Source organism: Microcoleus sp. MON1_C5, assembly GCF_036701875.1.
Classification (GTDB): domain Bacteria; phylum Cyanobacteriota; class Cyanobacteriia; order Cyanobacteriales; family Microcoleaceae; genus Microcoleus.
In genome coordinates this window covers 51,572-68,007 of the sequence record NZ_JAUBRN010000039.1, presented here as the reverse complement: position 1 = coordinate 68,007, position 16,436 = coordinate 51,572, and the positions used below count along the sequence as shown (strand labels likewise).

The window sequence follows — 16,436 nt, the reverse complement described above, 5'->3', positions numbered from 1 at the left end:
AGAAATGAGTTCACTATCTTCTTACACTTTCATTCTGGAAGCTTTATTCTATGCAGCTTCATATTAAATTGGTATCACTCGATTGTGCGCGGAATTAGTTTATTTAGGAAACCGATCGTTAAAAATTGCTTTACATATCATATAAAATCAAAATAGTCAATACAAAAGGTAAATATTTACCTGGTATCAAATGAAAGCGCCAATTAGCAGCATTTTGGTGAAGCAAAAAGCCCTTGAGTTGGGATTTCACAAAGTCGGGATAGCCTCAAAAGACGCGGATTTCGATCTAGAAAAACAACGATTGCAGGCTTGGCTGGACAAGGGTTATCAGGCGGATATGGCATGGATGGCCAACCCAAAGCGGCAGGATATTCAATTGGTGATGCCAGAAGTGCAGTCCTTAATATGTGTCGCCATCAACTACTACACGCCTCACCAACGCCCCCCGAATCCCCCTTTGGAGGGGAGGGTCGAGCCAGGGGTCGAATATGCTAAAATCTCTCGCTACGGCTGGGGAAGGGATTATCACAAAATCCTGCACAAAAAACTGAAGGTTTTGGCAAATTGGGTGCGATCGCAAGGCGAGGGAATTGAAGCGCGGTATTATGCTGATACCGGGCCGATTCAAGATAAAATGTGGGCGCAGCGTGCAGGGATTGGCTGGATTGCCAAAAATGGTAATGTAATTTCGCGCGAATACGGTTCTTGGGTGTTTTTGGGAGAAATCTTGACTAATTTGGAGTTAGCGCCCGATGAACCCCATACGGAACATTGCGGTACTTGTACTCGCTGCATTGAGGCGTGTCCGACGGGGGCAATTACTGAGCCTTTTGTGGTGAATGCCGATCGATGTATAGCCTATCACACGATCGAGAATCGAGCCGAAAAATTGCCCGACGAAATTGCATCTAATTTACAAGGTTGGGTAGCAGGTTGTGATATTTGTCAGGATGTTTGTCCTTGGAATCAGCGATTTGCCAAACCAACAGATGTTGCAGACTTTGAGCCTTATCCTGAAAATATAGCGCCGACACTTGCAGAATTAGCCGACATTTCCGACGAAGAATGGAACCGCCGATTTACAGCTTCGGCGCTGCGGCGTATAAAACCCGAAATGCTGCGGCGAAATGCGAAAGCAAATCAAATTAACCCTTAAAAGTGGAGATGTTCGTCAGGGTGCTTAGGGGGTACCTTACCCTATAGATAATAACCTTAGGCTATGTACGGCTCGCCAAGAGTGAATACATTATGCAGTAAATCATTTCCCATCTAAAATCTAAAATCTAAAATCTAAAATTTTATGCTCCCCCGTTCCTTATTTGCTATTGTCCAATGACCAAAGTAATTATTTTTGATTTTGACGGTACTTTAGCAGATACAATCGATATTCTTCTGAGCATCACTAACCGTTTGTCAGTAGAATTAGGTTTTAAATCGGCGACCAAAGAGCAAATCGCTCAACTGAGCAATTTAACTTCTTGGCAACTCCTTCAGTATTCGGGCATTTCTATCTTCAAATTCCCGCTGTTGATTAGAATGTTGAAAGCAGAGTTACGCAGTGAAATTCCCAATATTCAATTATTTCCGGGAATTAAAGAAGTTTTACTCGCTCTAACAAAACTGGGCTTTCAACTGGGCATTATCACATCTAATTCCCGAGAAAATGTCTTGGCATCGCTGGAAACAAATGGTTTGCAAGACACTTTCACATTTATTTACTCTGGTTCAACTTTTGGCAAACATAAAGTTATTAATAGCTGGCTAAAAACAGAACATATAAATCCTCAACAAGTCGTTTATGTGGGAGATGAGATTAGAGATATTGAAGCGGCTCGAAAAACAGGAATTAAGGTAATTGCTGTAGCTTGGGGTTTTAATTCTCAGGAGGCTTTGGCTGCACACAATCCCGATTTTTTGATTAAACGCCCCCAGGAATTGATAGAGATTATGAATAATTTGTGGGAAGTGTAAACTGAAATTGCAAAAAGTAAGACTCGTCGGTTGAAATCTCTTCTACCCAAACTCTCGTTCCAACAGAGAGGGACTAAAGAATAAAAGGCGTATAAAAGCCTGATTTGTTATCAGCCACAGTCCCTAGTATCATGTCTGCGAGTAAATTATGTTACTCCCCTTCGCCGCGTTTCAGTGCTGCTAAAACTGCTTGCTGGCTAACTGCTTGGTAGATTTTGCTAAAATGCTGCTTGAGTGCGTCAGAGGCGGGCGAGGATTTGCTAGCGGTTCCTTTTCCGTCGGTTGCGAGGGGAATTGGGCCTAAGATATCTAATACTGTCTCGCTGCTGGGCGGCGGTACAATAACTACTAAAGATGATTCTAGCTGCTGATTGTATTCCCAAAAGCGATCGACCTTCGGCAATTTAGGATTCGTAGTGGGGGAATTTTCGCCGGAGTTGAGTTGGGAATTTTCCTCTCCTTGCCTACCTCGTCTTTGACGAAGTGCTGTCAAGATTTGCTCTTTGGTTCTCCCCCGCAGTTGAAAGAGTACGAAGGGGTCTTCGCTGAAGCGATCGCCCAATAAGTAGTATACTGCACTGATGTGTTTGCAAGGGTTTTTGGGGTCAGGACAGCTACAGCGCGATCGAAGATCTGACAAACTTAACGGAAATAGCGTTTTGCCCGCGGCCGCAAATACATCCTCAATATTGTGTGGCATTTCTCCTGCTAGTAATTTAGCTGAAAAAACTGCTCTTTGCGACATATTTTCAATCACGTAATCCCAATCTTCATCGCTCAATGTGTCGAGTCCTAAAGAAACTTGATAGGGTTTGGGATCTGTTCCTTGAACTACGGCGATTACTTCTTGGCTGGGAAATTTAATGCTGAGAACTTTACCTTCGCGCGCGTATTGCCAGCCACGTTCTAAGCGCTTTTTGAAGCGGTAGGTATTGATTAAATCGAGCCACTGTTGATTCCACCATTCTCTGTCAATCATAAGCCGAAGGAAGAAGGAAGAAGGAAGAAAGCTTTAGTTATCTAGCAGAGTCAGAAACCGGGTTTTTGACGAAAAAACTGGATGATAACCTTTAATCCGGTAAAAAACCCGGTTTCTTGGGTCGGAGTGTGTAGTTATTCTGATTTTTTAGGAGTAAAGTCCTCACTACAAACCGAAGAAAATTAAACACATTATTCTTCTTCATTTTCTATGATAGCATTGCGATCGAGAATTAGTAAATTCCGAAGTTGGTCTGTATCTAGTTCAGTGAGCCAGTTTTCGCCGGCACTGACTACTTGTTCAGCCAAAGCTTTCTTGCTTTCAATCATATCATGAATCTTTTCCTCTAACGTACCAGTGCAGACAAATTTGTGGACTTGCACGTTGCGAGTTTGACCGATGCGAAATACGCGGTCAGTTGCTTGATTTTCTACTGCGGGATTCCACCATCTGTCATAGTGAAAAACGTGGGTGGCTCTGGTTAGGTTCAAACCTGTGCCGCCTGCTTTTAAAGATAAAATCATAATCGGCGGGCCTTGGGGGTCGTGCTGGAAGCGATCGATCATTTCTTCCCGCTGCTGTTGCCGAATTCCTCCGTACAAGAACAAAACTTCTCGCCCTAAATGCTGTTCTAGATGCGGTTTCAGAAGTTTTCCCCATTCGGCAAATTGAGTAAAAATTAAAGCCCGATCGCCCTCAGCGAGCACCTCTTCTAACATTTCCACCAACCGCTGCAATTTCCCCGATTCCTGACTCTTAATCTCCAATTCTTTCGGCTTAGCTTCTGCTTTCACAAGTGCCGGATGGTTGCAAAGTTGCTTGAGTTTTACCAGCAAAGCCAGAATCATTCCCCGGCGCTGAATGCCTTCTGCTGATTCTAATTCCGCTATTGACTCTTCGACTATTTTCTGATATAATACCGCCTGTTGAGCCGCCAGCCCGCAAAATACAGTCATCTCCTGTTTTTCGGGCAAATCTTGGATGATTTCTTTGTCAGTTTTCAGGCGGCGGAGGATGAAAGGCCGAACGAGCGATCGCAAAGTCTGCAAAGATTCCCTATCTCCGTATTTCTCGATCGGAATTGCAAATCGGCGCTGAAAGAAATTGCGCGGCCCCAAATAGCCAGGATTCAGAAATTCTAAAATTGACCACAATTCTTGCAGTCTATTTTCCACCGGAGTTCCCGTCAGCGCAATTCTAAAAGATGCCTCGATTTGTCGCACCGCTTGCGACTGCTTAGCCTCAGAATTTTTAATATTTTGCGCTTCATCTAAAACCAATCCTTGCCATTTAATGCCTTGAAATTCCTTCGCATCGCGAAACACCAGGGCATAACTGGTAATTATTAAATCCTTTCGTTTAATTTCAGCCGCAAATGCTTTGCCTTTAGCGCGCTTGTCTCCGTGGTGAACTAACACTTTTAGCGTCGGTCCAAATTTCTTGACTTCGCGCTCCCAGTTGCCCAATACCGATGTCGGACAAACCAGTAATGTTGGCGCTTCTAGAGAATCTTGTTCCTGTAAGTGCACGAGGAAAGCAATTAGCTCGACCGTCTTGCCTAATCCCATATCGTCCGCGAGACAAGCGCCCAAACCCCAGCGTTCTAAGAATGCTAACCAGCCTGCTCCTAGGGCTTGATAAGGTCGCAATTGTCCTCGGAAACTAGCCGGAGTTGCGATCGCACTTACCGCTTGATTATCGCTCAAAGTATTCAACAATTCCTGAAGTTGACCCGTAGCCTCAAAATTCACTACAGGCAATTTTTCGATCATCTGAGTATCGCCCGACGCCAAACGCAAAGCATCCTCCAAAGAAAGAGTCATTTGCTCTTTGCGACTGGCAAAAAAAGTTTGAGCCGCTTTCACATCCGGCGCGCGCAACTCCACCCACTCGCCGTTAATTTCCACCAAAGGCGAATTCAAAGCGGTCAATCTGTCAAATTCTGCCTTAGAAATGCGCTGTCCGCCGATCGTCAATTCCCACTTAAAATTTAGCAGACTTTGCAATCCCAACCCACCTTTCGCCGGAGTCACTTTCGGAGTTTCCGCTTGAATGCTCAAACCCAAACGACTCGCCCAGCCATCCGTCTTTGTCAAACTCGGCGGCAAAACTACGCCCAACCCGCTATCAGCAAACCGCCAAGCTACAGATTTAATAAACTCGTAAGCTTGCAGCGGATTTAATTGGCAAGATTGAGGCCGCTGTGCTTGCAAACTCGGTTCAATTAACGGATAAAGTTTCGAGGCTAAACCCAAGCCGCTAAGCAAAGTTTCTTGAGGCAATTCTATTGTCCGCCCCGCATAAGCCAAACGCTCGACAGAGTTGTTCCAAACAGTTGTCGCGTCTACCAAAAATTCGGTTTCATCTGCTGCTTGCAAGCAATAATTTAAATTCCAGTTGGCTTTACCGGGCGCTGGTGGTATGAGTTGAAAGCAAGTGCGAAATTGACTTTGTTGAGATAATTGGTTTTGCAGCGGTGCAGTCCAAGCACTCAGCTTGGTTGCCAAGTTTTCCAATGCTGCTGTTTCTACTTGAACTATCCCAGATTCCTGCTGCAAAGCTTGCAGCCAGTCGCGCACAGGAGAAACTGTTTTGATGTCTAAAGTAGAGCTACCCGCCGTTAGCGCAGCCCTCGAAGAGGATCGCACTTGACTATCTACAATACTACTCAAAAAGCCTAACACCAATTCCTCCGCCCCCATCGGCAAATCCACCGCTAAAAGCAATTGACTGGATTCTTCTTCCTTTTCCCCTCTTCCTTCTTCTTTTTCCCCTCTTCCTTCTTCCTTCTTCCCTCTTCCTTCTTCCTTCTTCCCTCTTCCTTCTTCCTTCTTCCTTCTTCCTTCTTCCTTTGATTGATATGTTCGGCAAGCCGTCGGCATTTGCTTGACAAAAGTGGCGAGGCGGAGTGTATCTGTAGAACTATCTAACAACGGTTGCCATTTAGCAATAGCAGAACCGTCCGACTGTTTCTCCAACCCAGGCAAAAATTTGCATCTTGCCAACAAATCCAAACTCCACCTAGCAATATGAGACCAAAAACGCAAATCTGAGCCGACAAAAGAGTCTGGTTCTGTGCTGTTAAGCGGTAGTGATTGCAAGAAAACAAAAGCTGCTTGAGGGTTGAGACAAAAACCCTCGACTTGCCAGGGATAAAGGTAAATTTCCTCGGTTTTTGCCGGTTCCTCAAGTGCTGCTGCTGAGTGCTGCGGCATCAGATTTGCGTTCGATTCTGAGATTTGGGTGGGAAGTGCGATCGCCCGAATTTCCCTTTGAATTGAGGAGTTTTGGGCGGTAATTTCTGCGTTTGGAGTTTTGGGCGATCGCCGAGTTTTTTTGCTTTTTTCCGGTTGATTTTCGGCGGTTTCCGGTAATTGCCAATCCAGTTTTCCCGACTGCTGCAGTGAATTTAAGAAAGCCTTAAATTCAGCTTCGGTCATTGCTAAGGGATGCTGTATATTTATCCCCGCTGTGGTGTCAATTGTCCCAAGTTTTCGCCACGTTTCTCCCCAAATAAATAAACAACTTTTCTCATTGTCAAGTAGCCAACTGCCGTGTAAAATTGCCATCTTTTTTACCCTGATATTTTTATTTATTTGCGAGGTTGACTACAGCATTTATATCGGATTTATGAATATTTTTTTTAACAAACAAAGGATATTTTGAGCCAGACAGGAATTAGGTAGAACCTGTATATGTAGGGTGCGCCCTAACCACCTTACGGCTTATTCCCTGTCCTAGATAACTAAATCCTTCTTCCTTCTTCCTTCAACGTCCCAGTTCACAAATGAAAATTCATCGTACCATCTATGGAAGGTGTTTGGCGGGCGATCGACCGGAGAATCGACCCCACACTGCAAAAAATAATTTTCCAGTATAAATGCTTACAATCGAGACACAGACAGTGGATCGCGAGGCGATTATCCCTGTCTTTTGGCGTCGGACTCTCAAACATCCTGTGGTAATGTTACGATCCCGACAGAGAAAGAATGTGGTAGATAAGGAAGCAGTGCTACATGGTAGAGATAGACAAGTCAATATCCTTCGATGGACGGGATATTAGACTGAAGATTGGTTTACTAGCGCCTCAAGCAGGCGGTGCAGTTTTGATTCAGTCGGGTGACACGGCGGTTTTAGTGACAGCGACTCGATCGCAGGGGAGAGAAGGAATTGATTTCCTGCCCCTGTTGGTGGATTACGAAGAGAGACTCTACGCTGGCGGTAAAATTCCCGGTGGATTTTTGCGAAGGGAAGGGCGTCCCCCAGAAAAAGTGACTTTGACTGGCCGTTTGATCGATCGACCGCTGCGCCCGCTATTTCCAAGCTGGCTGCGAGATGACATCCAAGTTGTAGCCACAACGGTTTCGATGGACGAACAAGTGCCACCGGACGTTTTGGCAGTGACGGGGGCTTCGGTGGCGATACTGCTGGCGAAAATGCCGTTTTACGGGCCGATGGCGGCAGTGCGAGTCGGTTTGGTAGGGGACGATTTCATCATCAACCCAACTTACAGCGAAATCAAAGAAGGCGAGTTGGATCTCGTGGTAGCTGGTTCTCCTGACGGAGTAATCATGGTAGAAGCCGGCGCCAACCAGTTGCCGGAACAGGATATCATCGAGGCGATCGACTTCGGCTATGAAGCAGCCTGTGACTTGATTCAAGCGCAGCGCGAAATTATGGCGGAATTGGGGATCGATTTGGTGGTAGAGGAACGCCCATCCCTAGACTCGGCCCTGGAAAACTTTATTCGCGATCGCGCCCAAGCCCCAATCCGCACCATTTTGTCTAAATTTGAACCAGACAAAAATCAGCGCAATGCAGCATTGGACGAAGTTAAGGCAAATGAAGTCGAAGCTGCGATCGCCGAACTCCCCGAAGAGGACCCGGTAAAAATAGCGGCCACCGCCAACAGCAAGGCGATCGGCAACGTTTTCAAAGACGTTACCAAAAAAATCATGCGCCAGCAAATCCTCGAAGATGGCATCCGTGTAGACGGTCGCAAGCTAGACGAGGTGCGACAAGTTTCTTGTCGCGTAGGGGTGCTGCCCTCGCGAGTACACGGCAGTGGGTTGTTTAATCGCGGGTTGACTCAAGTCTTGTCCGCAGCTACCCTGGGAACCCCAGGCGACGCCCAAGACTTAGGAGACGACTTGCACCCGCAGCAAGACAAACGCTACCTGCATCACTACAATTTCCCGCCGTTTTCGGTAGGAGAAACCAAGCCGATGCGATCGCCCGGACGCCGAGAAATCGGTCACGGAGCCCTGGCAGAACGCGCTTTGCTGCCGGTTTTGCCTTCCAAAGAAGATTTCCCCTACGTGATTCGCGTAGTTTCAGAAGTCCTTTCTTCCGACGGTTCCACCTCAATGGGTTCAGTTTGCGCCTCAACGCTAGCATTAATGGATGCAGGCGTTCCCCTTTCCCAACCCGTCAGCGGCGCGGCAATGGGCTTAATTAAAGAAGGCGATGAAGTCCGAATTTTGACTGACATTCAGGCAATTGAAGACTTTTTAGGCGACATGGACTTCAAAGTAGCTGGTACCGACACCGGTATTACCGCTTTGCAGATGGACATGAAAATCAAAGGTTTGCCCTTAGATGTGATTGCCAATGCCATCCGTCAAGCCAAACCGGCCAGACTGCAAATTTTAGAAAGAATGCTGGCAACCATCGACACTCCCCGCAAGGAAATGTCGCCGTTTGCACCGCGTTTGCTAACCCTGAAAATCGATCCGGAATTTATCGGTTTGGTAATTGGGCCTGGTGGCAAAACGATCAAAGCCATCACCGAAGAAACCGGTGTCAAAATAGACATCGAAGACGACGGAACCGTGACAATTGCTGGCAACGACAGCGAAAAAGCTCAGCGGGCTTACAACATTGTCCAAGGCATGACGCGCAAGTTGAATGCAGGAGACGTGTATGTCGGTCGCGTAACTCGAATTATTCCGATCGGCGCTTTCGTGGAAATTTTGCCCGGAAAAGAAGGCATGATTCACATTTCCCAGTTAGCGGACTACCGCGTTGGCAAAGTGGAAGACGAGTTAGCTGTAAACGATGAAGTGATTGTCAAAGTGCGAGAAATTGACAATAAAGGTCGAATTAATTTGACCCGCTTGAATATTCATCCCGACGAAGCGGTAGCCGCCCGCGAAGCGTTGAATAAATAGTTTACAGTTGGTAATTGGTAATTACTTGTAGAGTAATTGCTAATTGCTAATTGCTAACTCGTAATTAGTAATTGCTAATTGCTAATTGAGATTAAATCTGATAGTTTCAGATTGATTTGGGAGTAGGTGCGCGACAGCGACAGATCGACAAAAGTGCGATCGGCTGTAGAAGTTAATACAGTCGCGCACTTTACCCTCGGCGGTTGCTATAAATAAACTTTCAAATTATTCATCTCTCTCCCCTCTTCCTCAGCGCCCTCTGCGCCCTCTGCGTTTAAATCACTCATAAATATTAAAAAAACCAAATATCCAGAAACCAGGCTTATTGAGAAAGCCTGGTTTCTCAAAGAAGATGAAATCAAATCACAGCAATACAGTCAATCTCAACTAACACATCTTTCGGCAAACGCGAAACCTCCACACAAGCGCGCGCCGGTGCAGTTTCCGCATCAAAATATTTCGCATAAACCGCATTCACAGCGGCAAAATCATTCATATCTTTGAGGAAAACCGTAGTTTTTACCACATCCAACCAAGTAGCGCCGGCTTCTGTGAGAATGGCTTCGAGATTTGCCATAACTTGTTCGGTTTGTTTTGCCACGTCGTCAGTGTAGACAATATCGTTTAGTCTAATGTCGATCGCAATTTGACCAGCTACAAACAGCATAGTGCCCGTAGCGGCAATGGCTTGATTGTAAGGGCCGACGGGTGCGGGTGCTTTGTCAGTACGAATAATTTTGCGCGTCATAGATGTCACTTTTTGAGATAATTTTTCGGAGGTTTCAGGCTGGTAGAGTTCTCCATCAGAGGTTTCAGGCTGGTAGATTTCTCCATCGGGCATTATAGCACCCGTGAAGTCTGCATTTTCGATATTCCAACCATAGGTTATTGCATTCATCAAGTTAGCCATCTTCAAATTGGCTCCTTTCAGATTTGCATTGCTCAAATTTGTCTCGTGCAGATTTGCTTGCTCTAGGTTTGCCCCTTGCAGATTAGCTTTGTCGAAATATGTTTTTTCCAAGTTGCATCGACTCAAATTAGCTCCCTCAAGATTGGCATTGCTCAAATGTGCTCCTTGCAGATTGGCTTGCTCTAGGTTTGATCTTTGCAGATTAGCTTTGGTGAGATATGCTTTTTCTAAGTCGCATCGACTCAAATTAGCCTCAGTTAGATTCTCGCTAGACAGACCAAATTTAGGCATATTTACTTCTTGTAAATTAGCTCCTTGAAAATTAGTGTGTAGAATTTTTGCGCCACCTAACTCCGCACGACTTAATTCTGCCTTAGTGAAACTTGCCCCAGTCAAATTTGCATCAGTCAGATTTGCGAGGCTCAGGTTTGTCTCAATCAAAGAAGCTAAAGTTAGATTAGCAGAAGCTAGATTTGCTCCCCTCAAGTTTGCTTTATTTAGATTGGCATTAGTTAAATTGGCATTAATTAAGTATGCTCCACTTAAATCAGCACCACTGAGGTCGGCCCAAGATAGATTTTGTGAACTAGATGTGGCATTGGTCAAATTCGCACTTTTTAATGATGCCCTGCTAAGGTTTGTCTTGTGAAGGTTAGCCTTAATCAGGATTGCTTCACTCAATTCTGCCCTAGACAAATTGGCATCCTCTAAATCAATCCCGCTTAAGTCTGCACCTTGAAGGTCTACCCCACTTAGCTGTGCAGTCCGAAATTTTCGTTCGCCTTTAGCGTATCTTTCTAAAAGTTCTTCAGCTTTCATAAATAACCTCGATCGCCCTTCCGCTAAACCCCACTTTCCCAGCCTACCACCAAAACCGAAAGCGCGATCTAACATCTGCGTCAATCCGCGTCAATCCATTTTCATCTGCGGTTAAGAAATTCCCTTTTTCAACCGCAGATATAGGCAGATAAACACAGATTAACGCAGATGAATTAGAAATTATCTGCGTTAATCCGCGTTAATCCATTTTCATCTGCGGTTAAGAAATTACCTTTTTCAACAGCAGATAAATGCAGATTTACACATTACACAGCAACCGGAGCACCAACAACCTCACCTTTCAACATCCGAGAAGCAGCATCAAGCAATTGCTCCTCCAAATAAGGCTTAGTGAAATAGCCTTTGGCGCCCAAACTGTAAGCCATTTGGCGGTGTCTGTCAGCACCGCGAGAAGTTAGCATCGCGATCGGCAATTCACACAAAACGGCATCCTTCTGCATCCGAGAAAGTAGTTCCAAACCGTCCATTCTCGGCATTTCAATATCGCAGAAAACGATATCGCAAGGCAGACCAGATTTCATCTTTTCCCAAGCTTCCTTACCGTCGCGAGCTTCTTCCACACGATAGCCAGACTTCTCGAAAGTAATCGACAAGAGCGATCGCACCGTAATCGAGTCATCCACAATCAGCACAGTCGGCTCAGTCTTCTCGATTTCCGCCTCCTTAGTAGCCTTCTCGCTCTCATCCCAAAGCGTACCGCCAGTGTCCTTACGCAGCCTTCCGGTAGCCAAATCGATCAGTTCCAGAACGTCCGCAATTGCCACGATCCGACCGTCCCCGAGCACCGTGGCCCCAGCAATCCCGATCGGCTTCGGCACCGGCCCTTCCAACGGCTTGATCACAATTTCCTGTTCCGTCGAAACCTGATCCACCTGCACCGCCAAGAAATTGCCAGCAGACCGCAGCACGATCACCGAAATCATGTCATCGTCAGTATTAAACCCGTAAACACTGCCCCGGCCCAAATGGCGGTTGTAAGCCAGCAAATCCCGCAGCGGCCGGAACGGCAAGCTTTGACCCCGCCACTCAATGCAAGGCAAACCGTCGGCCCCCGTCGTCACCTGATCGCGAGGCACATCGATCATATCCTCCACCCCATCCATCGGGAAAGCAATGCGAGCTCGATCGCTAATGCAAGTCAGAGCCTTAGAAATGCTCAACACCAGAGGTAAACGGATGGTAAACACAGTCCCCTTGCCGATGGTTGAATCGATCGACACAGTACCCCGAATCTCCTGCAACGAAGTCTGCACCACATTCATACCGACTCCCCGGCCGGCATACTCTGTAGCCTGTTCCTGAGTGCTGAAACCCGGCATAAACAGCAAATCGTAAACTTCCGAGCGAGACATCCTCTGAGCCTGAGCCGCCGTCAGCATACCCTGCTTAATCGCCTTCGCCTTCACCCTTTGCGGGTCAATTCCCGCCCCGTCGTCAGAAACCGAAACCACGGTTTGGTTCCCTTGGTGGAAAGCGCGAATGGTAATCCTGCCGACTGCTGGCTTCCCAGCCGCCAGACGCACTTCGGGCGGTTCGATCCCGTGAGTAATCGCATTGTTCACCAAATGAGTCATCGGGTCATATAGCTGATCCACAATCATCTTGTCGATCTGAATATCCTTACCCTCAACCTGCAACTGAGCCTGCTTCCCGCACTTAATCGCAATTTCCCGCACCGCCCGGAACAGCCTGTCCGTCGTCTCCGCAAACGGCTTCATCCGGGCGCGAGTCAAACCTTCTTGCAGTTGAGTAGTAACTTGCCGCAGTTGGCGAGTCACCTGATCGGCCTCATCCACCAAAAACTCAATGTCCGCCGCCGACTCCCGCACCCGCACGATCAGCTCAATAATCTCCTGAGCCAAACTGTGGAAAGGAGTAAACCTGTCCATTTCCTCCGGTCTCCAGGCACTTTCCCGAGTGTGGGCCGAATCCTCAGAGCGCCAGGCCGATCGGTGTCCCTGGCGGTTTGCCAGCAAAGCAATCTCCAAAAGACTCCGCTCGTAGAAATCCTGAGTCCGCTGGCTCACATCGCTCAGCAGCGCTACCTGGTGCAGCAAATTGTCCAAAAACTGCCGCATCCGTTCTTGGTCTTGCTCCAAACTGTTGCGGTTCACCACCAGTTCCCCCATCAAATTGCTGAGGTTATCCAGTTGCTTGATCGGCACCCGCATCGTCTGGTCGCCGAACCCGCCCGCGCGGGCATTCCGCCTGGGTCTGTTGATCGCCGACGGCCCCATATTGGCTTCCCCTTGGCGGCCGCTTTCCTTGGGATCTTCCAACAGTTTTTCCAAATCGCCAAATTCGTCGTCGCTCTCCTCGGCGGCAGCGCGCGAAGCTTTACTAGCAGTTGTCGTCGGTGCAGGAATTTCCGGCATAGTTGCGCTCTCGCTGAGGAGCTCTTCGAGATCCGAGAAAACTTCTGTATTTACCGGACTCTGATTTGTACTCCCAGAAGCTGCTATGACAGCTCCAGCACCCCCTGCAATTAACAGTGCTTCTAAATCGTCAAAATTGCCTTCGTCATCCTCAGCGCCTGATTCGTCCTCGCCAAAAAAGTCTGCCAGCGACCCCTCTTCCAACTCTGAGGAATCGGCCTGGGCCGACTCGTCCTCAGCGTCCCAAAAGCCCGTCGTCAGTTCCGAAGTCACCAGAACCTCAGCATCGATGGAATCCAACAAATCGTCAAAACCCTCCAACTCTTCGTTGTTGAGAGTAGCCCCGGTTTCCATCGCCGAGAGCAAGTCAGCATCGCCCTCAAACATACCATCAAGAGATTCTGTCGGCAGCGCCTCTAAATCCGCACTCGAAAAATCTGTTTCCAGGGCATCAAACAAATCATCTTCGCCCTCAGACTCCCCGGCGCCATCTGTTTCGGCTCGATCGAACAAATCCGCACCCACCTCGTCGGACAAACCATCGGGAAGTTGGGCAGACAATTCCTCAACATCAAGAGCCGCGTCCTCATCTGGCGCCGATCCAGCATCGCCGTCCTGCACCATGCCTTCCCCAAACATATCCTCCAACAAATCGAAAACTGCGCCCTCATCAGATTCGACATTTGAAATTTCCGACTCAGGACGATCGTCGGACAAAGCCCCAAGTTTAACCGCTGCCGAATTTGCCAAGCCTTTGTCGGAAACAGTCGCACCATTGTGGTCGAACAAACTCCCGAAGTCGCCCTCATCAACTCCGACACCGGCACTGAGCAATTGTGAATCCCCATCATTCAGCCAACCCCCACGGGCTTGCCCCGAAGCTTCTCCGTCATACTCAGTACCCGTAGGTACAGAACCGAACAGCTCAGCCAAATCTGCCGCTTCTCGGGATGTAGTCGCTCCTTGCCGATCCCGCACAGTCTGTTCATCCTCAGAAATCGAACCCGAGGTCATATCCCCAAACAGCGCATCTAAATCCGTATCGTCCAGCTCCAGGTTGAGCGATTGCACAGACTCGTCTTCCAGGCCGAAAGCATCTTCTAGCCAGTTTTCATCCGCAGAGATATCTAAATCAGAATTTGATGTCATGTTAAGAACGTTGCCCATTTCCTCATTTTGTGGGATGCCAGCAGCTCGATCTCGATCGCCCCCGTTCTCCGTACCTTCGTCTTCTGAAGAAAGGAAATTAGAAGTAATCCCTAACAGCTCGCTCAAATCCGAGTCCTCGCCAACCTCAGAGAACAACTCGAAATCATCCATTTCAGGGAGACCAAGCGCTTCGGCATCCGCTGAATCATTATTGCCCCCTGCTGCAGGCTCCTTCGATTCTCCGTCTAAAGCCTCCGACTTCAGGGAATACTCCGAAGAAACTGCCGGCACATCCGTTGCCTCAGATAAGCCTAAATCGCCGAACAAGTTATCGAAATCAGTATTGTCTGTAACACCAGCAGAAGTTTGGGCGGCCACTTCGTCCAAAAGCGTACCGAGAGCATCTTCGTCCGCTTGTCCCCTGGCTGGGGCTACCGTCTCCTCTCGCCGCTCCAAACCGCCCTTACCGTTACCCGTTTTAAGCTGTTTGCGAGTTAACCGCTGGCTCGAACCCCCATTTTTCTGACCGGCAGCTACTGCCGACCCCTCTGCCTCCTCTCCAAACAGCAAATCCTCCCCAAACAAACTCGTCAGGTCATCAATCGGAGGCTTCGTGTTCGTTTCGGAACTTTCCGAATCGTATTCGTCAAACAACAAATCAGTAAAATCGCCGGAATTGTCATCGTCTGACCCCAGCATTCCCGCCGCCGATATCCCAGAAGACTGTGCATAGTCGAGGTCTTCTTCTTCTTCCCAAGTGCCGTCGAGATCCGGCGACTCGCCGTCAAACAAGTCAGCTAAAGTGTTGAGTTCTGCCGCGCCCACTTCCGGGCCCGTGCGGGTCGAGCCTCTAAAAGCACCCGTCTCCATATCCGATTCTGCGAAGGCGGAATCGTCGAACTGGGCGGATCGAAGGCCACTGTCATCGTTGCTGTCGCCGCTGTCGAGTTGGTCGAACAGCTCGTCTATGCTCAGCCCAGAAATAGTTGGCAGCAACTTGTTCAATCCATCCGGGGCATCGCCAGAGCCCACCATATCCCAGGCCTCATCCTCAACAGAAACCCCATTTGTCCCCGATTTACTCGGTTGAGCGAATGCCAGCAAATCTTCAAAATCCGTTTCTGGAACCAGAACAGCCGGCTGCAGCGCCAGAAGTTTTGCGCTTGGTGCGATCGACGATTCTAGACCAGAAATTACAAGTTCTTGCGCTTGTTTGATGTCTTTGATCACCGTTGGGGCTAAGGTGCGGTAGGTATTTTCTGGGTTGGCGATCGCCTTGGATACAGCTTGAATCAATTCAATCCAGCAAGGCAGTCCAAATTCTTCCCCCGCCCTGAGCAAATTCCGACAAATGTTCTTGAGTTGCCGCCTGCTTTCTGGCCCCTCGGGCTGTTTGAACTCTTGCAGGAGTTCCCGCATCCTCGCCGGCACGTCTGAGTCAAATACTAGCTGCAGCGCGCTGTCTTCTGTTGCTCTGGCATCAGGTGCATAAACTGACCGCGAATCCGGAATACTCCTTGATGAGGCTAACGCCCCGACTCCCATCCCCGCCATAACTGGTTCGGGTACTGGCATCGCGTAGGTCTCGTCTGCATGGTGTTCTCCGTGTCCGACGAGTCCCCCCAAGTGCCCGTTGAGCTCTTCAAATACTGGTTCTAATTCTCGAACCATCTGTTCTCCCAATTCCTCTGTCAGTCCAAAAGGCCCCGACAGTTGCTCTAAGAGCCCTTGCAATGTGTCAAAAATTCGCAGAAAAAGGGACTCTAGCTGTTGGTCTACTTTAACGCTGCACTCTTTTAAAACTTTAAAACTATCTTCTAGTCGGTGAGCTGTTTGTTGAATGCTGGTCAGCCCCAGCATTGCTGCTCCTCCTTTGACAGAGTGAGCGGCCCTAAATACTTCGTTGACCAGTTCTGGGTCTTCGATCGTGGTTTGCAGATTCAGCAAGCCTTGTTCGATCGTATTGAGGTGGTCTTTTGCCTCCTCAATAAAGTAGCCCATTATCCTCTGTTGTTGCTCCGGCAGCATAGTTTTATTCCTGA

At 48.1% G+C, this 16,436-nt stretch carries 7 protein-coding genes; 3 read left to right on the top strand and 4 right to left on the bottom strand.

The annotated features are described in order from the left end of the window. The first annotated feature begins 190 nt into the window (after positions 1-190). Positions 191-1,156, top strand: a complete 966-nt coding sequence (queG, locus tag QUA71_RS19000) for a tRNA epoxyqueuosine(34) reductase QueG (protein WP_333287318.1) — start codon at positions 191-193, stop codon at positions 1,154-1,156. A gap of 176 nt (positions 1,157-1,332) precedes the next feature. After that, positions 1,333-1,971, top strand: coding sequence for an HAD-IA family hydrolase (locus QUA71_RS18995; RefSeq protein ID WP_333287316.1), 639 nt, complete (start codon positions 1,333-1,335; stop codon positions 1,969-1,971). A gap of 151 nt (positions 1,972-2,122) precedes the next feature. On the opposite strand, the gene QUA71_RS18990 is transcribed toward QUA71_RS18995, so the two are convergent. Further along, positions 2,123-2,950 (bottom strand): SWIM zinc finger family protein, encoded by an 828-nt coding sequence (locus tag QUA71_RS18990; RefSeq protein WP_333287313.1) that lies wholly within the window; start codon positions 2,948-2,950, stop codon positions 2,123-2,125. 191 nt (positions 2,951-3,141) lie between these two features. After that, on the bottom strand, positions 3,142-6,519 hold the full coding sequence (locus QUA71_RS18985) for a DEAD/DEAH box helicase (protein WP_333287311.1): 3,378 nt from the start codon (positions 6,517-6,519) through the stop codon (positions 3,142-3,144). Positions 6,520-6,966: 447 nt separating this feature from the next. On the opposite strand from QUA71_RS18985, the gene QUA71_RS18980 reads away from it, so the two are divergent. Continuing rightward, positions 6,967-9,120, top strand: a complete 2,154-nt coding sequence (locus tag QUA71_RS18980) for a polyribonucleotide nucleotidyltransferase (RefSeq protein WP_333287309.1) — start codon at positions 6,967-6,969, stop codon at positions 9,118-9,120. A gap of 358 nt (positions 9,121-9,478) precedes the next feature. Here the strand turns inward: QUA71_RS18980 and QUA71_RS18975 are convergent, their stop codons facing one another. After that, positions 9,479-10,924 (bottom strand): Rid family detoxifying hydrolase, encoded by a 1,446-nt coding sequence (locus QUA71_RS18975; protein ID WP_333287307.1) that lies wholly within the window; start codon positions 10,922-10,924, stop codon positions 9,479-9,481. Between the two features lie 191 nt (positions 10,925-11,115). Then, positions 11,116-16,422 (bottom strand): response regulator, encoded by a 5,307-nt coding sequence (locus QUA71_RS18970; protein WP_445243802.1) that lies wholly within the window; start codon positions 16,420-16,422, stop codon positions 11,116-11,118. Between the last annotated feature and the right edge of the window lie 14 nt (positions 16,423-16,436).

Excerpts from the sequence above, each read along its gene's own strand:
- QUA71_RS18970 (WP_445243802.1), bottom strand. The coding sequence starts at position 16,422 with ATGCTGCCGGAGCAACAACAGAGGATAATGGGCTACTTTATTGAGGAG.
- QUA71_RS18995 (WP_333287316.1), top strand. The coding sequence starts at position 1,333 with ATGACCAAAGTAATTATTTTTGATTTTGACGGTACTTTAGCAGATACA.
- QUA71_RS18980 (WP_333287309.1), top strand. The coding sequence starts at position 6,967 with ATGGTAGAGATAGACAAGTCAATATCCTTCGATGGACGGGATATTAGA.
- QUA71_RS18990 (WP_333287313.1), bottom strand. The coding sequence starts at position 2,950 with ATGATTGACAGAGAATGGTGGAATCAACAGTGGCTCGATTTAATCAAT.
- queG (WP_333287318.1), top strand. The coding sequence starts at position 191 with ATGAAAGCGCCAATTAGCAGCATTTTGGTGAAGCAAAAAGCCCTTGAG.
- QUA71_RS18975 (WP_333287307.1), bottom strand. The coding sequence starts at position 10,924 with ATGTTAGATCGCGCTTTCGGTTTTGGTGGTAGGCTGGGAAAGTGGGGT.
- QUA71_RS18985 (WP_333287311.1), bottom strand. The coding sequence starts at position 6,519 with ATGGCAATTTTACACGGCAGTTGGCTACTTGACAATGAGAAAAGTTGT.